Source organism: Paenibacillus sp. J22P143 (genome assembly GCF_059692035.1).
The window spans coordinates 18,246-35,111 of sequence record NZ_JCAUAQ010000012.1 but is presented as its reverse complement, the minus strand read 5'-3'; the positions used below and the strand labels follow the sequence as shown (position 1 = coordinate 35,111).

General features: G+C 45.1%; 16 protein-coding genes. 8 read left to right on the top strand and 8 right to left on the bottom strand.

Annotated elements, in window-relative coordinates:
* The first annotated feature begins 95 nt into the window (after nt 1-95).
* Nucleotides 96-1,025 carry an ArsR/SmtB family transcription factor gene (locus AC58PQ_RS17350; RefSeq protein ID WP_497243599.1) on the top strand — a complete coding sequence of 310 codons (930 nt, stop codon included), beginning with the start codon at nt 96-98 and terminating at the stop codon, nt 1,023-1,025.
* A 106-nt stretch (nt 1,026-1,131) separates the two neighbouring features.
* Here AC58PQ_RS17350 and AC58PQ_RS17345 read toward each other — a convergent pair whose 3' ends face one another.
* The 3 genes from AC58PQ_RS17345 to AC58PQ_RS17335 all read right to left on the bottom strand — a co-directional run bounded on the left by AC58PQ_RS17345 (nt 1,132) and on the right by AC58PQ_RS17335 (nt 4,372).
* The gene (locus AC58PQ_RS17345; RefSeq protein ID WP_497243597.1) at nt 1,132-2,313 is read right to left on the bottom strand and encodes an MGDG synthase family glycosyltransferase; all 1,182 of its coding nucleotides are present in this window, start codon (nt 2,311-2,313) and stop codon (nt 1,132-1,134) included.
* Complete coding sequence (locus tag AC58PQ_RS17340) at nt 2,310-2,984, bottom strand: phosphatase PAP2 family protein (RefSeq protein ID WP_497243595.1); 675 nt, start codon at nt 2,982-2,984, stop codon at nt 2,310-2,312. The genes AC58PQ_RS17345 and AC58PQ_RS17340 overlap by 4 nt, the downstream gene beginning before the upstream one ends.
* Nucleotides 2,985-3,610: 626 nt before the next feature.
* Complete coding sequence (locus AC58PQ_RS17335) at nt 3,611-4,372, bottom strand: hypothetical protein (RefSeq protein WP_497243593.1); 762 nt, start codon at nt 4,370-4,372, stop codon at nt 3,611-3,613.
* Nucleotides 4,373-4,517: 145 nt separating this feature from the next.
* On the opposite strand from AC58PQ_RS17335, the gene AC58PQ_RS17330 reads away from it, so the two are divergent.
* Entirely contained in the window at nt 4,518-6,518 is a 2,001-nt protein-coding gene (locus tag AC58PQ_RS17330) for a hypothetical protein (protein ID WP_497243591.1), read from the top strand.
* A gap of 556 nt (nt 6,519-7,074) precedes the next feature.
* Here the strand turns inward: AC58PQ_RS17330 and AC58PQ_RS17325 are convergent.
* The gene (locus AC58PQ_RS17325) at nt 7,075-7,455 is read right to left on the bottom strand and encodes a winged helix-turn-helix transcriptional regulator (protein ID WP_497243589.1); all 381 of its coding nucleotides are present in this window, start codon (nt 7,453-7,455) and stop codon (nt 7,075-7,077) included.
* A 127-nt stretch (nt 7,456-7,582) separates the two neighbouring features.
* Here AC58PQ_RS17325 and AC58PQ_RS17320 point away from each other — a divergent pair, with 127 nt between their 5' ends.
* Nucleotides 7,583-7,936 (top strand): DoxX family protein, encoded by a 354-nt coding sequence (locus AC58PQ_RS17320; RefSeq protein ID WP_497243587.1) that lies wholly within the window; start codon nt 7,583-7,585, stop codon nt 7,934-7,936.
* A gap of 48 nt (nt 7,937-7,984) precedes the next feature.
* Complete coding sequence (locus tag AC58PQ_RS17315) at nt 7,985-8,752, top strand: DODA-type extradiol aromatic ring-opening family dioxygenase (protein WP_497243585.1); 768 nt, start codon at nt 7,985-7,987, stop codon at nt 8,750-8,752.
* Nucleotides 8,753-8,824: 72 nt separating this feature from the next.
* Here AC58PQ_RS17315 and rpmF read toward each other — a convergent pair whose 3' ends face one another.
* Nucleotides 8,825-9,001, bottom strand: a complete 177-nt coding sequence (gene rpmF / locus AC58PQ_RS17310) for a 50S ribosomal protein L32 (protein WP_047680282.1) — start codon at nt 8,999-9,001, stop codon at nt 8,825-8,827.
* Nucleotides 9,002-9,394: 393 nt separating this feature from the next.
* On the opposite strand from rpmF, the gene AC58PQ_RS17305 reads away from it, so the two are divergent.
* From AC58PQ_RS17305 to AC58PQ_RS17290, 4 genes are all read left to right on the top strand, one after another.
* Nucleotides 9,395-10,090, top strand: coding sequence for a response regulator transcription factor (locus AC58PQ_RS17305; RefSeq protein ID WP_497243583.1), 696 nt, complete (start codon nt 9,395-9,397; stop codon nt 10,088-10,090).
* Entirely contained in the window at nt 10,083-11,096 is a 1,014-nt protein-coding gene (locus AC58PQ_RS17300) for a sensor histidine kinase (RefSeq protein WP_497243581.1), read from the top strand. Before AC58PQ_RS17305 ends, AC58PQ_RS17300 begins: the two co-directional genes overlap by 8 nt.
* A gap of 101 nt (nt 11,097-11,197) precedes the next feature.
* A complete protein-coding gene (locus AC58PQ_RS17295) occupies nt 11,198-11,959 on the top strand; it encodes an ABC transporter ATP-binding protein (RefSeq protein ID WP_497243579.1) in 762 nt (253 codons plus the stop codon).
* A complete protein-coding gene (locus AC58PQ_RS17290) occupies nt 11,949-13,898 on the top strand; it encodes an FtsX-like permease family protein (protein WP_497243577.1) in 1,950 nt (649 codons plus the stop codon). The genes AC58PQ_RS17295 and AC58PQ_RS17290 overlap by 11 nt, the downstream gene beginning before the upstream one ends.
* Before the next feature lie 403 nt (nt 13,899-14,301).
* Here AC58PQ_RS17290 and AC58PQ_RS17285 read toward each other — a convergent pair whose 3' ends face one another.
* The 3 genes from AC58PQ_RS17285 to AC58PQ_RS17275 form a co-directional block, all read right to left on the bottom strand.
* Nucleotides 14,302-15,123 (bottom strand): squalene/phytoene synthase family protein, encoded by an 822-nt coding sequence (locus tag AC58PQ_RS17285; protein ID WP_497243575.1) that lies wholly within the window; start codon nt 15,121-15,123, stop codon nt 14,302-14,304.
* A gap of 318 nt (nt 15,124-15,441) precedes the next feature.
* The gene (locus AC58PQ_RS17280) at nt 15,442-16,329 is read right to left on the bottom strand and encodes an extracellular solute-binding protein (RefSeq protein ID WP_497243573.1); all 888 of its coding nucleotides are present in this window, start codon (nt 16,327-16,329) and stop codon (nt 15,442-15,444) included.
* A complete protein-coding gene (locus AC58PQ_RS17275; protein WP_497243571.1) occupies nt 16,326-16,859 on the bottom strand; it encodes a hypothetical protein in 534 nt (177 codons plus the stop codon). The genes AC58PQ_RS17280 and AC58PQ_RS17275 overlap by 4 nt, the downstream gene beginning before the upstream one ends.
* Nucleotides 16,860-16,866 lie beyond the last annotated feature (7 nt).

The following is a 16,866-nucleotide window of genomic DNA, read 5'->3' as shown; positions in this document are numbered from 1 at the left end:
TATTCGTTATCTTTCTATCCCAAAAATAGGTAACAGGCACCATACAAATAAGTTGTTTAAATAACCTACAGGTTATACAATAGAGAAAACTATGCATGCAAAGTCGAGGTCCCCCTATGCAAATTGAGGTTTCATCCAAAAATATGCCCTTCCTAGAATGCTTCTCCTCGGAGACTCGCGTGAAGATGATTGAACTATTGGGCGAAGCGCCGTTAAATATTAAACAGCTGTCCCAGCGACTGGAGATTTCGTCGGCGATCGTGACGAAGCACATCCAGAAGCTAGAGCAAGCTGGCATCGTGCGTTCGGAGAGCGTGACTGGTGTGCGCGGCACACAAAAGATCTGCTACCTGCAGCTTGAACAAGCTACGCTTCAGTTTAAGTCGAAGAAGCCCTACGAGCATCCAACAACGATGGTTGCGATTCCCATCGGCCAATATTCGGCTTTCGACGTGAACCCAACGTGTGGCCTAGCTTCCCCGACGCAGTTGATTGGGGTGCTGGATGATCCGCGGTATTTTGCAGATCCGCAGCATGTGCAAGCTGGCATTCTCTGGTTCGGCAGCGGCTATGTCGAGTACCGCATCCCTAATTTTTTTCACAGTAACCAGAAGCTCCGCACGTTGGAAATTTCGTTTGAAATATGCTCAGAGGCTCCTGGCTTTAACGAGAACTGGCCTTCGGATATTTCCTTTTCCATCAACGATAAGCCGCTCGGTCAATGGACCTGCCCTGGCGATTTCGGCAAGCACAGAGGTGTACTGTCCCCCGATTGGTGGGGAAATGGCAACACGCAGCATGGTCTGCTGAAAATTATTACGGTGAATCCGCAGGGCTCTTTTCTAGATGGCACGCAAATATCGACGACCACGATTCATGACCTGAATATCTTATTCTCGCAAGACATTCATTTCCGTATTGCATCCTTAGAAACGGCCGCGAATTGTGGCGGGGTTACGCTATTTGGTAAACCATTCGGCAACTACGCGCAGGATATCATCGTCACGATGCAGGAAGACAAGTAACGACTGACGGTTGCGGCTGATGGGTTATTTTCGCATAAAAAAAAGACCCTATTTCCACGCCAAAAAGGGGTGGAAGAAGGGTCTTCTCTGTGATCTGACAACGATTTTAAACATTGGCATATGAAAATTGTAAGCCATCCTGAATGGGAAGATAATGATGCTCCGTTTCCAAAATCGCATCCACGGTGCGAAGCACATCCGGTTGGCGATGACTCATCTGTGCATTTTTCTTCAGCTCAAGCAGAACAGATTGGTTTGCGATGACTTCAAGCAGTTGGCTTTTCATCTCGGCCTCATTCTTCACTTCAACGGCTGCACCAATCCCAACCAGATAGGCAGCGTTCGCCTGCTCCTGTCCTGGAATCGGCTTGTACAGCATCATCGGTAGATCGAGCGCAAGCGCTTCGGATACGGTGAGTCCGCCTGGCTTCGTCACGATCAGATCGGACAGCGCCATCAGCTCATGAACATGATCAACGAATCCTGTCACCATCACATGATGATGCCTATTCGAGCCGCCTAGCTCCTCTTCCAGATGCTGCTTCAGCTTCTCGTTGCGCCCACACACGAAAACGAATTGCACCGGCACCGCCAGTTCATCCGATTGCAGCACGGATTTGAATGACTTCCCGATCAGACCATGTCCGCCGCCCATTACTAGGACCGTCGGCATGTCGCGTTTCAAGCCATGTTTATCTCGCAGCTCGGCACGATTGTACGTTTGTGTGAAGGGCATGCGAATCGGAATCCCTGTGACGACGATACGCTGCTCGGGAATCGCATACTTCAGAAGCGCTTGCTTCACATGCTCTGCCCCGACCAGATACTTATCCGTCCCCGGATGAATCCAGTAGCTGTGATCGGTGTAATCGGTGATGACCGTCACGGTCGGCACGGTCGTAAAGCCGTTACATTTTAGATAAGACATAGCTGCAGCAGCTCCTGGGAACGTACATACAACTTCCGTGGGCGCTTCCTCTTCTAACAAATCCAACATTCGGTCAGTGTTGAATGATTTCATTCTTTTGAGCATATGGGATAACGCGGTATCATGTCTGGTCTTGTGATATAGAAAACCATACACCGAGGGCAAGCTTTTCACCCATTGCATATAACAGTATTTGCCGAACCCATGCAGGTACGGGTGTGTCCACGCCAAATAGTCGACCACTTTCACTTCCATATCCGGTCTATGCAGGCAAACGGCTTCCAGAATCGCCTGTGCTGCTTTATTGTGCCCATCTCCAAGACTGCCCGTCAGTATCAAAAGCTTTCCTTTTCGTCTCATTGCTTTAGTCCCCTTTCGAGCTTATCCTGCCGCGCACTAGCAGCCATCGATCCTGTTAACCAACCTTTTCTACTTCTACTAACTATATAGACGACACCCTCAGCCACTATCACTGCACCCACAATATCCATGAGCACATGCTGCTTAACGAACAGTGTCGAGATGATAATGAGAACCGCCATAGTTGTTGCAAGGAATTTGTAAGTCATCGCAATCCGTGTGGAGCGAAGATACGCCCTCATCATGAGATAAGCTGTTAATACATGCGTACTGGGAAAACAGTTAAAAGGTTCATCCGAGCTGTACACCCACCGTACCGTCTGCAGCAGCCAATCACTTCCAATAATGTCCGGCCGCGGCACTGTTGTCTGATATATAGCATAGACGCCATAGCACAAAAGCAAACCTATAATAAATTCCACGAGTGTTTGGAGGTAGTTCGCGCGATCTCGATACGCGATATACAGGAATCCTACGGCTAGATAGCCATACCAGGCTAAATACGGGACCACGAAGCCTTTGATAAAAGGTATCTGTCGATCGAGATCCGTCATTAAGCTATACGCTGTTCCAGTATCTTGATTTAAATGTATATAAATGAGCCCTACTAAAGGGATCACAAGTAATCCGCTGCAAGCCAGCAAATAGGACATCCAAGCTTTCGTTCTCATACCAAATCCTCGCTCTCCTCTACGTTACCTCTATCATAAAGGAGTTGAGCCATTTACTGAACGCACTAAGGTACTGTCTTTCGTTAGCCAAAGGTCGTGAAAAAAACTAGACCAAAGGCGGAGTTGTCCACATCCTCAGGTGCATATAAGGTGCTGTTGGCGACTCATCCGGTATAGCCGCTGAGCGGCTTTTGCGGTGTCACTGTTACGAAAATATTACAACAATGTTACAACATAATACAGCATACCAAATTAGAGGAGGAAAAGCACCTTCTTGAGCATCTAAAAGTTCAGTAAGCCATCATCGATTCGCTCAGTCAACTCGCGATACTGGTTTAGTAGCTAGTTCCCAAAGGCAGATCTACCCCACCTGTGGATAAGATATTCTGTGGATATGTGTATAAGGATTACAGAATCTTATGCACAGCATGATTTGTGGACATGTGAATACTGTGGGTAAGTTTGGGGATAAGTGTGTGTTCAGGTGATTTCCGGGGCGAAAATCGGGGTAAAAAGAGGGAGAGAAAATGGCTAGGTATATGGGCGATGGGATAGAGAGTTCATGTAGCAGCCCGCAACCACAAGAACCCGCATCATCTGACGCATCCAGTGGCCGCGAACACGATTTATTGTAAAAACTGATCGGTCGATCCCGTCGCCTCAAAATTACTTAGCTTCAGAAGCTTCTTCTTCCCGATGTTGCCAGTTATTGTGTGTGAAGTGGGCTTCTCAGCCTTGGGGTCGTCTACGATTCTTTTGACATAATCACCTGTAAGCAGGTTATAGTCTTCTTCATCTCCATTATTTTGCGTTGTCGTACCTGTAAAATAAGATCCAACGGTGGCACCTATTAGGTACCAGTCACCGTTTTGAAATCTGAATCGGTAATTTCCGTACCATCTCCAGTTACTCCCCCCATAGAAATGAACGACAACGGAACCTCTATCGATAGCAATACTATCCAGGGGATCGCCCCAAATCCCGCCTTCGTCGGCTTTGAGAATCGCCTTATCAGCGACAATTGAGCGTGTATAGGTATTATCCTTATTCCCAAAAGCAATAAGTAGTGCCCTATCAGGTGCTTCACCTGCTTTGGTTTCTATCTTTTCGATGACAACAGCCACGTCTTGGATACCGTCTTTGTTCAAGTCACCTTCTACCTTCACAGGGCCACTCTGCCGAACAAGTAGCTGCCACCCTTTAGGAATAAGAGACGTTAGATCCTTAACCTCATTAATCGTAGGGGTTGCTTCATTCCCTTTCACGATATCGGGAGCTGTTTTCTCCTGCTGCACGGCGCTCGGTTCAACTATTGTAGGCTCTGTTGCTTGGCATGCGGTCAAACCTACTACTAAAATTAACACCATAAAATAATACAAAAATTTCAAACGCACTTACTCCTTTCGACGCCTCATCTTCAGCATGCGTTTCACCTCGTGCTACTATGATACTCCTATAATAGAAACTTTTAACCATATTTCACGTCTAATATTTGAAATATTTACCACAAATAGTGATGGGAAGTGGTTGAGAATGAAGTGGCGGGTAAGCTTGATGGTAACTTTGTTAGCTGCAATCCTAGTTGGTCTGCTGGTCAAACCGGCTGGAACTTCAGCTGATTTCATGGCTCAGGGGCCCTATTCCCCTGATGGTTTGCGTATTCCTGAATCTATAGAGCTCTTGTCAGATACAGCTTACTACCCTGCGTCAGATACACCTATCGATCAACCCGAGGGATGGTTCTCCCCGCAAAACGTCAAGGTCATTGAGACCTATGGCGCTTGGTCCATCGGCGCAGCAACTTGGAAAATCGAGACGATGTTCGGCCCAAGGTGGATTCATCCCAACCCATGGGAGATTGATATCGCGCCACCTGAACACGTAATGCTGACTTCAGATACGCCTCTCTACAGCAAAGCAAGTGAACGCGGCGGTTCAATAGCGGCACTCACACCGCAAGAAGTAGAGGTCGTCAGCGCGGCGAAGCAATGGTTCTATACGAACGATCCGTCCAGTAAGGCATGGATTCAGATTCACACTACCTGGCTGGGAGACTTGTGGGCGCATATCCCAGTGAATCAGATAGGTATTATTCAGGACGTTAACAAGCCTGTTTACCATCAAAATGTAAGCGGAAATTCGGATCTTCTGGACGTTCTTCATCCGGATCCAGGTCATGCAAAAACGGTCTATGTGCCAGCAGGCGAAACTCGCATCATTAAGGAGTTTACGACCATCTATGATCGGTATTTCTTAGTAGAAACGGACGAGGGTCCCCTATGGACATGGCAAAATGGCGTTCCCATCGTCTCAACCGATGAGACGCTTAACTTAACCACCGAGGTGCCCTTATTTGATGGACCATCGAACAAAGAAATAGCTGTCCTCTCCGGTGAGACGGTCACTGCCTTCGAGAAAATCACTCAACCGCTCTGGTACGGTAGAGGTCCTTATGAAATTTGGTACGCCAAGACCTGGTACCATGTAAAAACCTCGAAAGGAACCGGTTGGATTAATCTCTTCTTGGGAGAGCCCGCAGATGCGGTCAACGTCCATTGGAAGATGTCCATTCGAGGTGACCGTGAGCTCCAGCGTTATCCCGATGTGTACTATATGTCTTCGGTCCTTTTGCTACGGAATCAGGACGTGGACGTAACCGCGGTATGGAGCCTGCCGAATGGAGCCACCTGGCTCAAAGTGAGCGCAGAAGGCCATACCGGATGGATTCCTTATCAGCCATGGAATCAGGATCGATTCTGGGATCTGGATACAGGCACAGCTTTGCAAATTGGCATCCAATATCCACAAGAACTGATCATCTCGCCTGGCAGCCAAGGCAATTTGAAGTGGAATGATGATGTTGACGCAGGCTTTGTAAAGGAAGGCGTGGACGTTCTGAGGCTGAAGATCCTAGCTGAGCAGCTGGGGTACGAGCAAGCGGATGTGGAAGGAGCGAGGGAAGCCGTTCGGTTTACGAAAGGCGATTATGGCTTCGTTTTGCATAAGGGGGACCGGAATGCTGAGATCTATTGGAAGGGTATTTTAACAAATAAAATAACCCTTAGCAGCGCGCCCACCCGATCAAGTGGCGATGGCGAATTATACTTGGAACAGCCCGCCGTCAAACAATTATTCGGCCTTTCACCCATTCCTTGGTATGAGGGGCATGCCCTCTATGAAGGAGCCTATAAAGTCGAAATCGGTGAGCTCCCTGGCAAATTAACGGGGACAACTGCCAAACTAGAAGCCTTCCTTTACGATACAAATAACGCATGGACACAGAAGAATCTTAAAAACTCCCTGCAACCACAGCTATCTCTCGAAGAAAACAACGATCATGGCAGTAAGGATTCCGTTTCAGCGATTTCGTTCGCCCCTGCCACTACTAAGTCGGTTACCGATGAGACGGTCGTCCCTCTCTATCGATTGAGCGCCTCTGTCACGCTCTCCTCGGGCCCGCACGACTTGAACATCGTCCTTCGTGTAGGCGAGCGAATTGTGTGGATGCAGCCGTGGCATGTGGTGATGGAGTGATTTCTTGACGGAATAACGAATGGGCTATCCAAAAGTAGATAATTCTACTTGAGGGCAGCCCTATTTTCTTGAAATTAGTGTTAATCTTATAAAAATCCAGTTTCTATCGTGAGTACAGCAAACAGCTGAGGAGCATGAGAAAACTTCTATCGTAGTACTTCGAGGATGAGCGACCATTTATAGGGATCTTTGGTCTCCGACCAAAGATCCCTATAAATGGTGGTTTTTATCGCCAATAAGAATTTGTTCTTCCGAGTACCGGAAACTTGTAAATTCTTATGTGGTCAAAAATGCAAAAGTACATCCTTTTGAATCGAAGTAACCCCTCAATCTGAAATGCGTGTGATTATGCAACTATTTCTGGAGGTGAACATCAGTTTTGGCAGCTTTTGCTCCAAAAAGTTGTATTTTCGCATTAATTCTACGATTTAGAGCCATATCCTATCGAAATAAATGTACTTTAGCATCTTTGACCATTGATTTCAGTGTTTCCGTTCGGAGGTGGAGATGGGTGGAGATTGGAACTGAAAAGAGGGTCCCCTGCCACATCCTTATTCTATCTACCTGTAACTTCATCCAATCTACTTCCGAATGATTCCACCGATCTATCTTCTCCATATAGCTCATTCAAATGATTCACATGAGCCATTCCCCAATCATTCATTGCCTGTAAGACGGTAGCCATTCCTTTACCATATTCTGTGATGGAATATTCGACTTTAGGCGGGATTTGGCGATAGATCTCACGATGAACGATATCATGATACTCTAACTCCCTTAATTGTTGGGTAAGCATTTTCTTCGTTATATCTGGAATAGCTTTTTGAAGTTCGTTGAATCTCATCGTGCCATTTGAAAAAAGTTGAAACAAAACGACAGGCTTCCATTTGCCGACAAGGATCTCTAACACAGTTTCAAATTTACAATCCGTTGACATTTTGATCGCCTCCCTCGTAAGGTATCTTTTTGTATACTAGATATATTTTAAGTAACTACTTCTCAGTATCGCTCCTAGGGATTAGTATACGTCTATACACTTACTTAATTCAAGGAGGTAATTTATTATGAATATTGCATTATGGATCGCGCAAGGTATGTTGGCATTAGCTTTTATTATGGCTGGTTCCATGAAAGCTTTTCAGTATGAGAAAGCGAAAGCTGGGATGCCTTGGGTGAAAGATTCCTCGAAAGGCCTGGTAACTTTCATCGGGATATCGCAGTTGTTTGGAGGACTAGGATTAATATTACCTTATGCGACAGGAATTGCACCTTCCTTGACCCCACTTGCCGCTTTTGCGCTTGGTCTAATCATGGTACTTGCTGCAATACTTCACGCGAAGAGGAAAGAAAATCAGGCTATCGGAATGAACATCATTCTCTTGGCGATATTACTATTTGTAGCTTCTGGACGTTTGTAAGTTGCGAACACTTAACAAACATTACGAATAAGGATAGGAGGTCATGTTATGCTTTCACCCGTCTTTTTGCCCCACGGCTCACCCTATACAATTTTCGAAAAGTCCGAATTCACCGCATTCCTGAACCGCTTTGGCAAGGAAAACCGACCAAAAGCCATTGTCATTTTCTCAGCTCACTTTGAAAGCGAAATAACAACAATAGCTGCGACGGACGATGTTCATGAAATGGTTTATGATTACTATGGATTTCCTGCGGCCTTTTATCAGGTTCAGTATCCTGCTAGAGGATCAACCATCGTTGCTTCCATGGTAGAAGAACGTCTGCGCCGAAATAACATTCCGGTTCGGATGGCGTATCGCGGCTTAGATCATGGCGTATTCCCTCTCCTGATGCATACTTATCCAGAAGCCGACATTCCCATCGTCCCCGTTTCGGTCAATCCATTCCTGCCCGCTAAACAGCAGATTGCCATTGGCGAAGCGTTGCAAGGACTTGAGCAAGACGGTATTCTCGTCATCGGAAGCGGATTTATGACTCACAACTTTAATGAAATTGACCGTGAGAAGGATGCTCCACCTCGCGAATGGACTGTGCAATTCAGAGATTGGATTCGTGACAAAGTGCTCGCCAGAGATATCGAATCCTTAAGCAACTACGAAACGCTAGCCCCGCATGCAGCAGTGGGTGTTCCACGTGCAGAGCACTTCGTGCCTTTGCTCATTGCTCTCGGAAGCGGAAGCCCTGGTCGAGAAATCCGTGTATTGCACGACACCATCGAACATGGTTCGTTAAGCACACTGTGCTTTAAGTTTTGATTTTATTGAGGTAAAAAGAAAAAAAAATGACACTCCCTAAGGAGTGTCATTTTCATTGCAAGATTCATATGATTATTGAGCTTGTACGATCTCTCTACCCTTATATGAACCGCAGTTTTTGCAAACATGATGCGCTTTTTTAAGTTCAGCACATTGTTCACACTTCACCATTCCTGGCACAGCCAGTTTAAAGTGAGTACGGCGCTTATCGCGACGTGTTTTGGACGTTCTCCGTTGAGGAACTGCCATTGTCAAAACACCTCCAGTTACATTCTAAATACAACAAGAGATATCATAGCGTTCTCGGGGGACTTTGTCAATGCCGCAATTTCTTACTAGACCAAATCTTACGAGTTAGGAGATAGCAAAGTAAGACAATTCCAAATACTATGGTTACAGAAAAGACAAAATTTAAAAACAAAAAATCAAAAGTAGGATCGTGATCAAGAAAGTCTAAATGGAATTTGCATGATAATCCAAAGTGGATTAAGTTCCTTCTACTTATTTATTATTATACCATTTGATTCCATAAATTAAGAATCGGCTAATCTGAGTAAACAAGCGTCTGTTGTGAGTGGAAGAATTTATGTTATCATTGGCTTGAATAAGCTCGATAGCATGACGTAAAGTAGGTGACTTCCCTTGTTTAAGATCTTACTTATTGAAGATGATGCAACCCTGTTCGCAGAGATGAAAGAACGGTTGGCCCAATGGTCCTATGAGGTCCATGGCATCGCTGATTTTAATAAAGTGGTTGAGGCATTTATTGACCTGAAGCCTGACCTCGTCATTATTGATATTCAACTGCCCAAATTCGATGGTTTTCATTGGTGTCGCATGATTCGGATGCATTCCAATGTGCCGATTGTTTTCCTCTCTTCGCGTGACCATCCGACAGATATGGTGATGTCCATGCAGCTTGGAGCGGATGACTTCATCCAAAAGCCTTTTCATTTTGACGTGCTGATCGCGAAAATCCATGCCATTCTCCGCCGCGTTTATAACTATAATACGGAGCAAATGAAGCTGAAAACATGGTGCGGTGCGACGGTTGATTTTGAAAAGAATATGATTAGTAACGCTTCGGGATCCATTGAACTAACCAAAAATGAAATCTACATATTGAGGCTCCTCATCGAGCATAAGAACACGATTGTCAGCCGGGAAGCCATCATCAACAGCTTGTGGAATGACCAGCGTTTTGTCAGCGATAATACCTTGACTGTGAACGTGAATCGGCTCAGAAAAAAGCTGGACGAGCTGGATTTAGGTCGTTTTATTGAAACCAAAGTCGGGCAAGGCTACATCGCAACGGAAGAGACCTCTCATTATGATTAAAGCGTATCTCTTAGAGCGAAAAAGCTGGATCCTCATGTTCCTCTTCAGTGAAGCCCTCCTGCTGTTAATTGCCTATCTCGACCATTCGATTCCATTACGATCCGTTCTGTATATTGTTTTCTTATCCACGATGCTGTTCGTCATCTTCTTGATCATTCGTTATACCAAAGAAACGGTTTTTATCAAGCGGTTAAATGACTGGGAAACCAGTCTTGATATATCCTCTATCGCAGATGCGGCAAGTCCATTTGAGAAAATCATGGAATCCGCCTTGGTCAACCAAACCCAGCGGCTCCACCAGACGGCCTCGCGGCAGCAAATAGCGCTGGAACAGGAGAAAGACGAGCTATTGGCTTGGATTCACGAAGTGAAGACGCCTCTCACCGCGATGCATTTGATGATTGGCCGCTTGGAGAACGATCCGATGAAAGCCTCTATAACCTTCGAATGGCTCCGCATCCATCATCTCCTTGACCAACAGCTTCACCAACAGCGGTTACCGTCGATTGAAAATGATCTCTACATTGAAAAGGTAGACATAGAAGATCTTCTCTATATGGAGATTAAATCGCTGCAATCTTGGTGCATTCAAAAAGGGATTGGCTTTGATGTTCAACTAGACGCTACCGAGACGGTCCTCAGCGATGCCAAATGGCTCGCTTTTATCCTTCGTCAGATCTTGACGAATGCCGTGAAATATAGCGACAGCTTTGCTTCCGATATCATCGTGAAGAGCTTCTTCACACAGGAGCGTACCGTCCTCGAAGTAACGGATTTTGGACGCGGTATTAACGCTAAGGATCTTCCCCGCATCTTCGATAAGGGCTTCACCTCAACGACCTGGCATCAGGACAGCGCCGCGACGGGCATGGGCTTATATTTGGCCCGCAAAGCAGCTGACACGCTGCACATCCAGGTCTCTGCGCACTCCGTGGTAGGCGTAGGAAGCACGTTCATCCTCTCTTTCCCGCAGCAAAATGAACTCGTACGAATTACAAGCATGTGACATTATTGTCACATGCTTGTCTAGTTTTGTTCGTCCAATCGAAGGATAAATGCGGTCCAGCTTTTTATAATAAAGCTATCGTGTAAAGGAGTGTGTGGTTCATGTCGATCTTACAAGCCGTTAAAATTCATAAAAGCTTTGGCAATAAACATAACAAACAGGAGGTACTTCGAGGCCTCGACATCTCGATCGAAAAAGGGGAATTCGTTAGCATCATGGGTCCTTCCGGCTCTGGAAAAACAACGCTGCTCAACGTGCTTTCCTCCATCGACAAGGTGAGTCATGGTTCTATTCAGATTAACCAGGCAGAAACGACGAGCATGAAGGAAAAGCAATTAGCTGAATTCCGGAAGCATCATCTCGGCTTTATTTTTCAGGATTATAATTTGCTAGATACGCTAACTGTGAAAGAAAATATCCTGCTACCGCTATCGATTACGAAGATGTCCAAGCAAGAAGCCAATCAGAGGTTTCATGACATTGCGACAGAGCTCGGAATCTATGAGGTTAAGGATAAGTATCCGAACGAAATATCCGGTGGGCAAAAACAGCGAACTTCCGCTGCTCGGGCGTTTATTCATGATCCTGATATTATTTTCGCCGATGAACCAACAGGTGCACTAGATTCCAAATCGGCTTCCGATATGCTGAACAAGCTGAGCGCAATGAATCAAAGCAGGCAAGCCAGCATTGTGATGGTCACGCATGACTCAGTTGCCGCTAGCTACAGCAGCAGGGTCATTTTCATCAAAGATGGACAGATTTATTCCCAAATCTACAAAGGGCAAGAAACGAGACAAGCCTTCTTTCAAGACATTATGAAGACGCAAGGCGTTCTTGGTGGTGTGCAATATGAGTATTAATCAGCTCATCCTCCAAAACCTGAAGGCTAATATTAAGCACTACTACTTGTATGTGTTCGCCTTAATGTTTAGCGTTGCACTCTATTTTTCTTTCGTCACTTTGCAGTACGATCCCGCTTTAGACGCGGCGAAAGGGACGATTAAAGGAGCCGCATCGATGCGGTCGGCATCCATTTTACTCCTTGCCATTATCGCGATCTTCAATTTATATGCGAATAATATTTTCGTGAAAAGACGCAGTAAAGAAATCGGCTTATTGCAGTTAATCGGCATGACGAAGGGACGAATCTTTCGCATCCTTAGTACCGAAAATTGTATCCTTTACTTCGGTTCGTTAGTCATTGGGACGTTTATTGGATTCTCCGTGTCCAAACTGATCCTGATGGTTCTCTTTCAAATTACAGGGGTTAAATCTACGGCCACACTACATTTTTCGGTACAGGCGTTCATCCAAACCATTGTTGTTTTCAGTGCCGTCTACTTATTTATCCTGCTGGTCAATTCGATGTTTATTAAAAGACAGACCATTCTTTCGCTATTTCGTGCCTCAACCGAGGCAGAAGCTAAAGTGAAGAAAATGTCTACCTTGGAAATCATCATGGGACTCGTTGGGCTTTCCTTGATAATGATCGGCTACTATGTATCCTCATGGCTGTTTGCTGGTGAGATTACGACTGCTGCTGCGTTATTCGGCAGTATGATCTTCATTCTCGGATCTGTCATCGTGGGAACTTATCTTTTCTATAAAGGATCCGTTCGCTTGATTCTTAACATCGTTAGAACGAAGAAAAACGGCTTCCTGAACGTTCACGAAGTCCTGTCCCTAGCCTCCATCATGTATCGAATGAAATCCAATGCCTTGCTTTTGACCGTGATTACGACCGTATCCGCACTTGCGATTGGCTTGCTATCGTTAAGCTATATCGCCTATTACTCTGCGGAGAAAACAGCCAAGATGAACGTGCCCGCTCACTTTGCGATGACGAATCTACAAGACGCTGAGCGGTTGCAGGCAGCTTTAGATGCAAGCGGCATCGGGCATCGTGAAACAACGATTGATGTTATTCAAACCAACGTCGACCATAGTCAAGCTATGAATTCGAAAAGCGAGCTTTTTATGGTTAGGGATTCGAGCCTTACACCCATGGCTGTTATTAGCGATAAAGCTGCGCAATCCATTGATTTGAAGGCAGACCAAACACTTCTTACCGGAGTGACTGACGCGATGACCCAGTTTTTCTATTTCCAAAATAACGGCCAAATCCAGCTGCATGCACAGCACTCCGTCATTCCCCAAACGAATATTAGCATTGAGACGCGCTCCTACATTTCATGGTATTTCACAAGAAGCAACCAGCCCGTAGTTGTCGTGGACGATTCTGTTTTTCAGCGATTAAAGCAAGATATGGATCCTATGATTCAGAAAAAATCATCCCTCTATATTGGCGTTGATATCCTAGATGAGAAGCAATTGGAGGAGGCTAACGGGATTTTTCATTCGATAGATTTTGATGAAAATCATATTAATGAATCTTATCTCACTATGGTCAATGATAATAAAAATAGAATCGGATTATTGATGTTCATCGTTGGCTTCTTAGGCTTAACCTTCCTCATCACTTCTGGCTGCATTCTTTACTTCAAGCAGATGGATGAAAGCGAAGATGAGCAGTCATCGTATACCATTCTACGAAAGCTTGGTTTCACCCAGAGCGATTTATTAAAAGGAATTAAGATTAAACAACTATTTAATTTCGGGATTCCCTTAGTGGTCGGGCTGGTTCACAGTTATTTCGCCATCCGGTCAGGGTGGTTCTTCTTCGGAACGTCGCTGTGGACGCCGATGATGATCGTTATGGTGCTGTACACCGTGCTTTACTCCGTGTTTGGGGTGCTGTCTGTTCAGCATTATAGGAAGGTGATTGAGAGGGCGTTGTGAGTGGTACGTTTATCATAACTAAGATATAAGAGGCACCCGTAGGGTGCCCTTTAGAATTCTTCCTGCTCATCCCCGTATGGAGGATATGGCAATGAGATCAAACCATTAGAATATCGAAACACCACTTCGTGTCCTTCATACATCCAAACCGCCATCCCAATACTTCTCATTGTAAGAACCTGTCCATCAGGGAGTGTTTGTGTGCCCTTGTAATACTTAAATTGTATCCCACACAAAGTGCCGCCCTGAATTTAATAATATCTAATAAATTGTACTGCATATATATGTTATTGGTATATAGTGTAAACTCTCATCCAACACTTTCACCATTTCTCTTCTACCTAAACAAAAAAAGAAGCCCACACAAACCGCTGCGGGCTTCTTCCCTATGTAAATCTCATTCTTACGTCACTTTACTCACAATTTTCAAAACCGCATCTCGTGTCAATTTGTTGCCGCCAGCAGCTATAAGATTTACCGTAGCATGCGCTAGAGCTAATGGAACCTTGCAGAATTTCAACGCTGGACCCTGCTTCAGGTCTGCGATATAGCTATCTGCCAGTTGCAAATTGCGACGAGTGTACTGCTGCATTTCTTTAAATCCCCAGCCATCCGGGAAAAAGTTCACGCCGCGCTTCGCATCCTCCAATTTATTACGGAGAATATTCACCGCTTGCAGTCCTCTTCCAAAGGCAATCGCCTTATCACGATCGGATTGTGTTCCATCATGCCACAACCAAAGCTCGGACAGCATCTCACCAACCATACCAGCTACGCTGTACGTATATCGGTCCAAATCCTCTTCCGTTTGGATATTCCAACCGTTTTGGACCCATTCGGACATTTCCAATGACATTTTAGCAATATACTGCTCAATGATTGGCATTGCAGAGGGTGGACAGAGCGCCAGCCATTCATCCAGTCGCATCGAGACTTCAGGTAAAACCTCCTTATGAGGCGCTAGCAGGTTCTGAATGGATTCGATAATTTCTGAGGTTTGGAACGCTTCATACACCCCAGATAAAAGCTCTATTTTCAATGGGTCTGCGAGTTCCTCATGATCCTCGATTTCATCGATGGCCCGCATACATAAATAGGCAGATGTTACAGCCTCTTTTAATCCGAAGTCCAAGTTGCTAATCGGTATATAAAAGGTTCGGCTCGTTTCTTTCAACATCGTCATTGCATCATTCAGGGTATCGGTATTAATGGTAATTACCTCCAAGTATATGTTACCTTTTCGCTTATTAAATAATGTAATCTCATGATAACATACTTTGTCAAAGTTAATCCAAATCAAACAACCAATAGTTGTCCATATAGCGCTTCATTACACAAAAGTGTCAAACTTTCAGATGACAATTCGTCATTGGCGACTCACTTCCTACGAAGTAAATAAATGAACCCTTTTCTGGATATTATGCCCATTTCACACTAGAATTAAAAACAGCCCCTTCAAATTCTTGTTTCCCTGGGTCTGAGATTCCTACTTCCCCTGAAAATGAAATAGACCCCAAAGAGGGATCTGGGGTCTACAACTCAATTATTCATTTAAATAAGTCGTCACACGATTCTGAATCAGCTTTGCAACAGCTTCAGCAGACTTCTGCCCGGTGAAGTAAGCTTTCGACTCCTCAGCGATGATCGTTTGAACCTTGTTAAAGAGCGTAATAGGGAGACTCGCTTCAGACACCATAGTCTTAAGGGACTGAATATCCTTCTCTGTTACTTGGACGGCACCGCCCTTCATAACCGTAATCGTTCCTTTTCCGTTTGACACTTCAGTTGCTAAATTTGCTAGCTGTTTCTCAGTAATCTTCTTGTTCACCGAGAAGCCATTGCCATTCTCTTGCGGCCCAGGCATGGATTGCATCTCTTCAGACATTAGAAACTTCATAAAATCCCATGCCGTTCCTTTAACTGTTGAATTCGAATTCATGGCAATTTTACCAAGCCCGCCATATGCAACTCCTGATTTCTGTCCTGCAGCATGCGGTTTTTGATAAATCTTTCCGTTTGTATAGTAAAGCCCGAGACGAGCCACGAAGTCTTTGGGGCTATATATCTCCGATTGATAGAAAGTGCTGCCTTTAGGACCTGGATTTTCGGATGCAATGATTTTCTCATCGAACAAACTCTTCACACGATTTAGTAAATCGGTAAAGACTGTGGATTCGAAATTCGCCTTTTCTCCATCCACCAATTGGGCATAATTGTCGGATACTAGGGAGTTAAGCATCTGCACGGGAGGCGCAGCCAGAGAACTGGCGTGAACTCCTTTGGCAGCTAGCTGTTTACTTGTCTCCGCAAACTGACTCCATGTCCAATTCTTATCATCTATGGCGACACCGGCTTTTTCAATTCCAACTGCGTCACCGAACAACAGACTCAAGAAGAAACGTGTTGGCAGAACATAGAGTCCGTCATTCATTTTGAACTTTCGAAAATGTTCGTATAGTAAAGGCTCGGGTCAAAGGTGCTATCCTGCTTCATTAGTTCGTCCAAATTAACGAATGCTTTCTTGCTCACGTATTTATCGATTGGCAAGTCAATGGTGTCCAAGGCGAACAAATCAGCCCCTTTACCTGACAATATTTGTGTCGTAGTCGTTTTTACGTATCTTTCAGCCTCGGCAGGACTCATAGCTCCTCCGCCTGTTGCGAATGGTTTAAATTCTATTGTGGTGTTAGGGTGCGCTGCTTCATATTTCTGCTTTGCCTGCTTGTAGAAATCATTGACCGCAAGGACGGAGACAACAATCGTCTTCTTGCTGTCTTTGTTTTCATCTGCGATTGTCATTGCTTTTCCGGCAGGGCTGTTAGCAGGACTACTCGGGTTTGCAGTACTTTCGCTATTACTGCTGCTCGTCGGCTCGCTTTGGTTGACCGAGGTACTTTCATTGCACGCTGTCAAACTGAACATCACGACTAAACTCATGAGAATAAGAAACCATTTCTTCATCTTTATT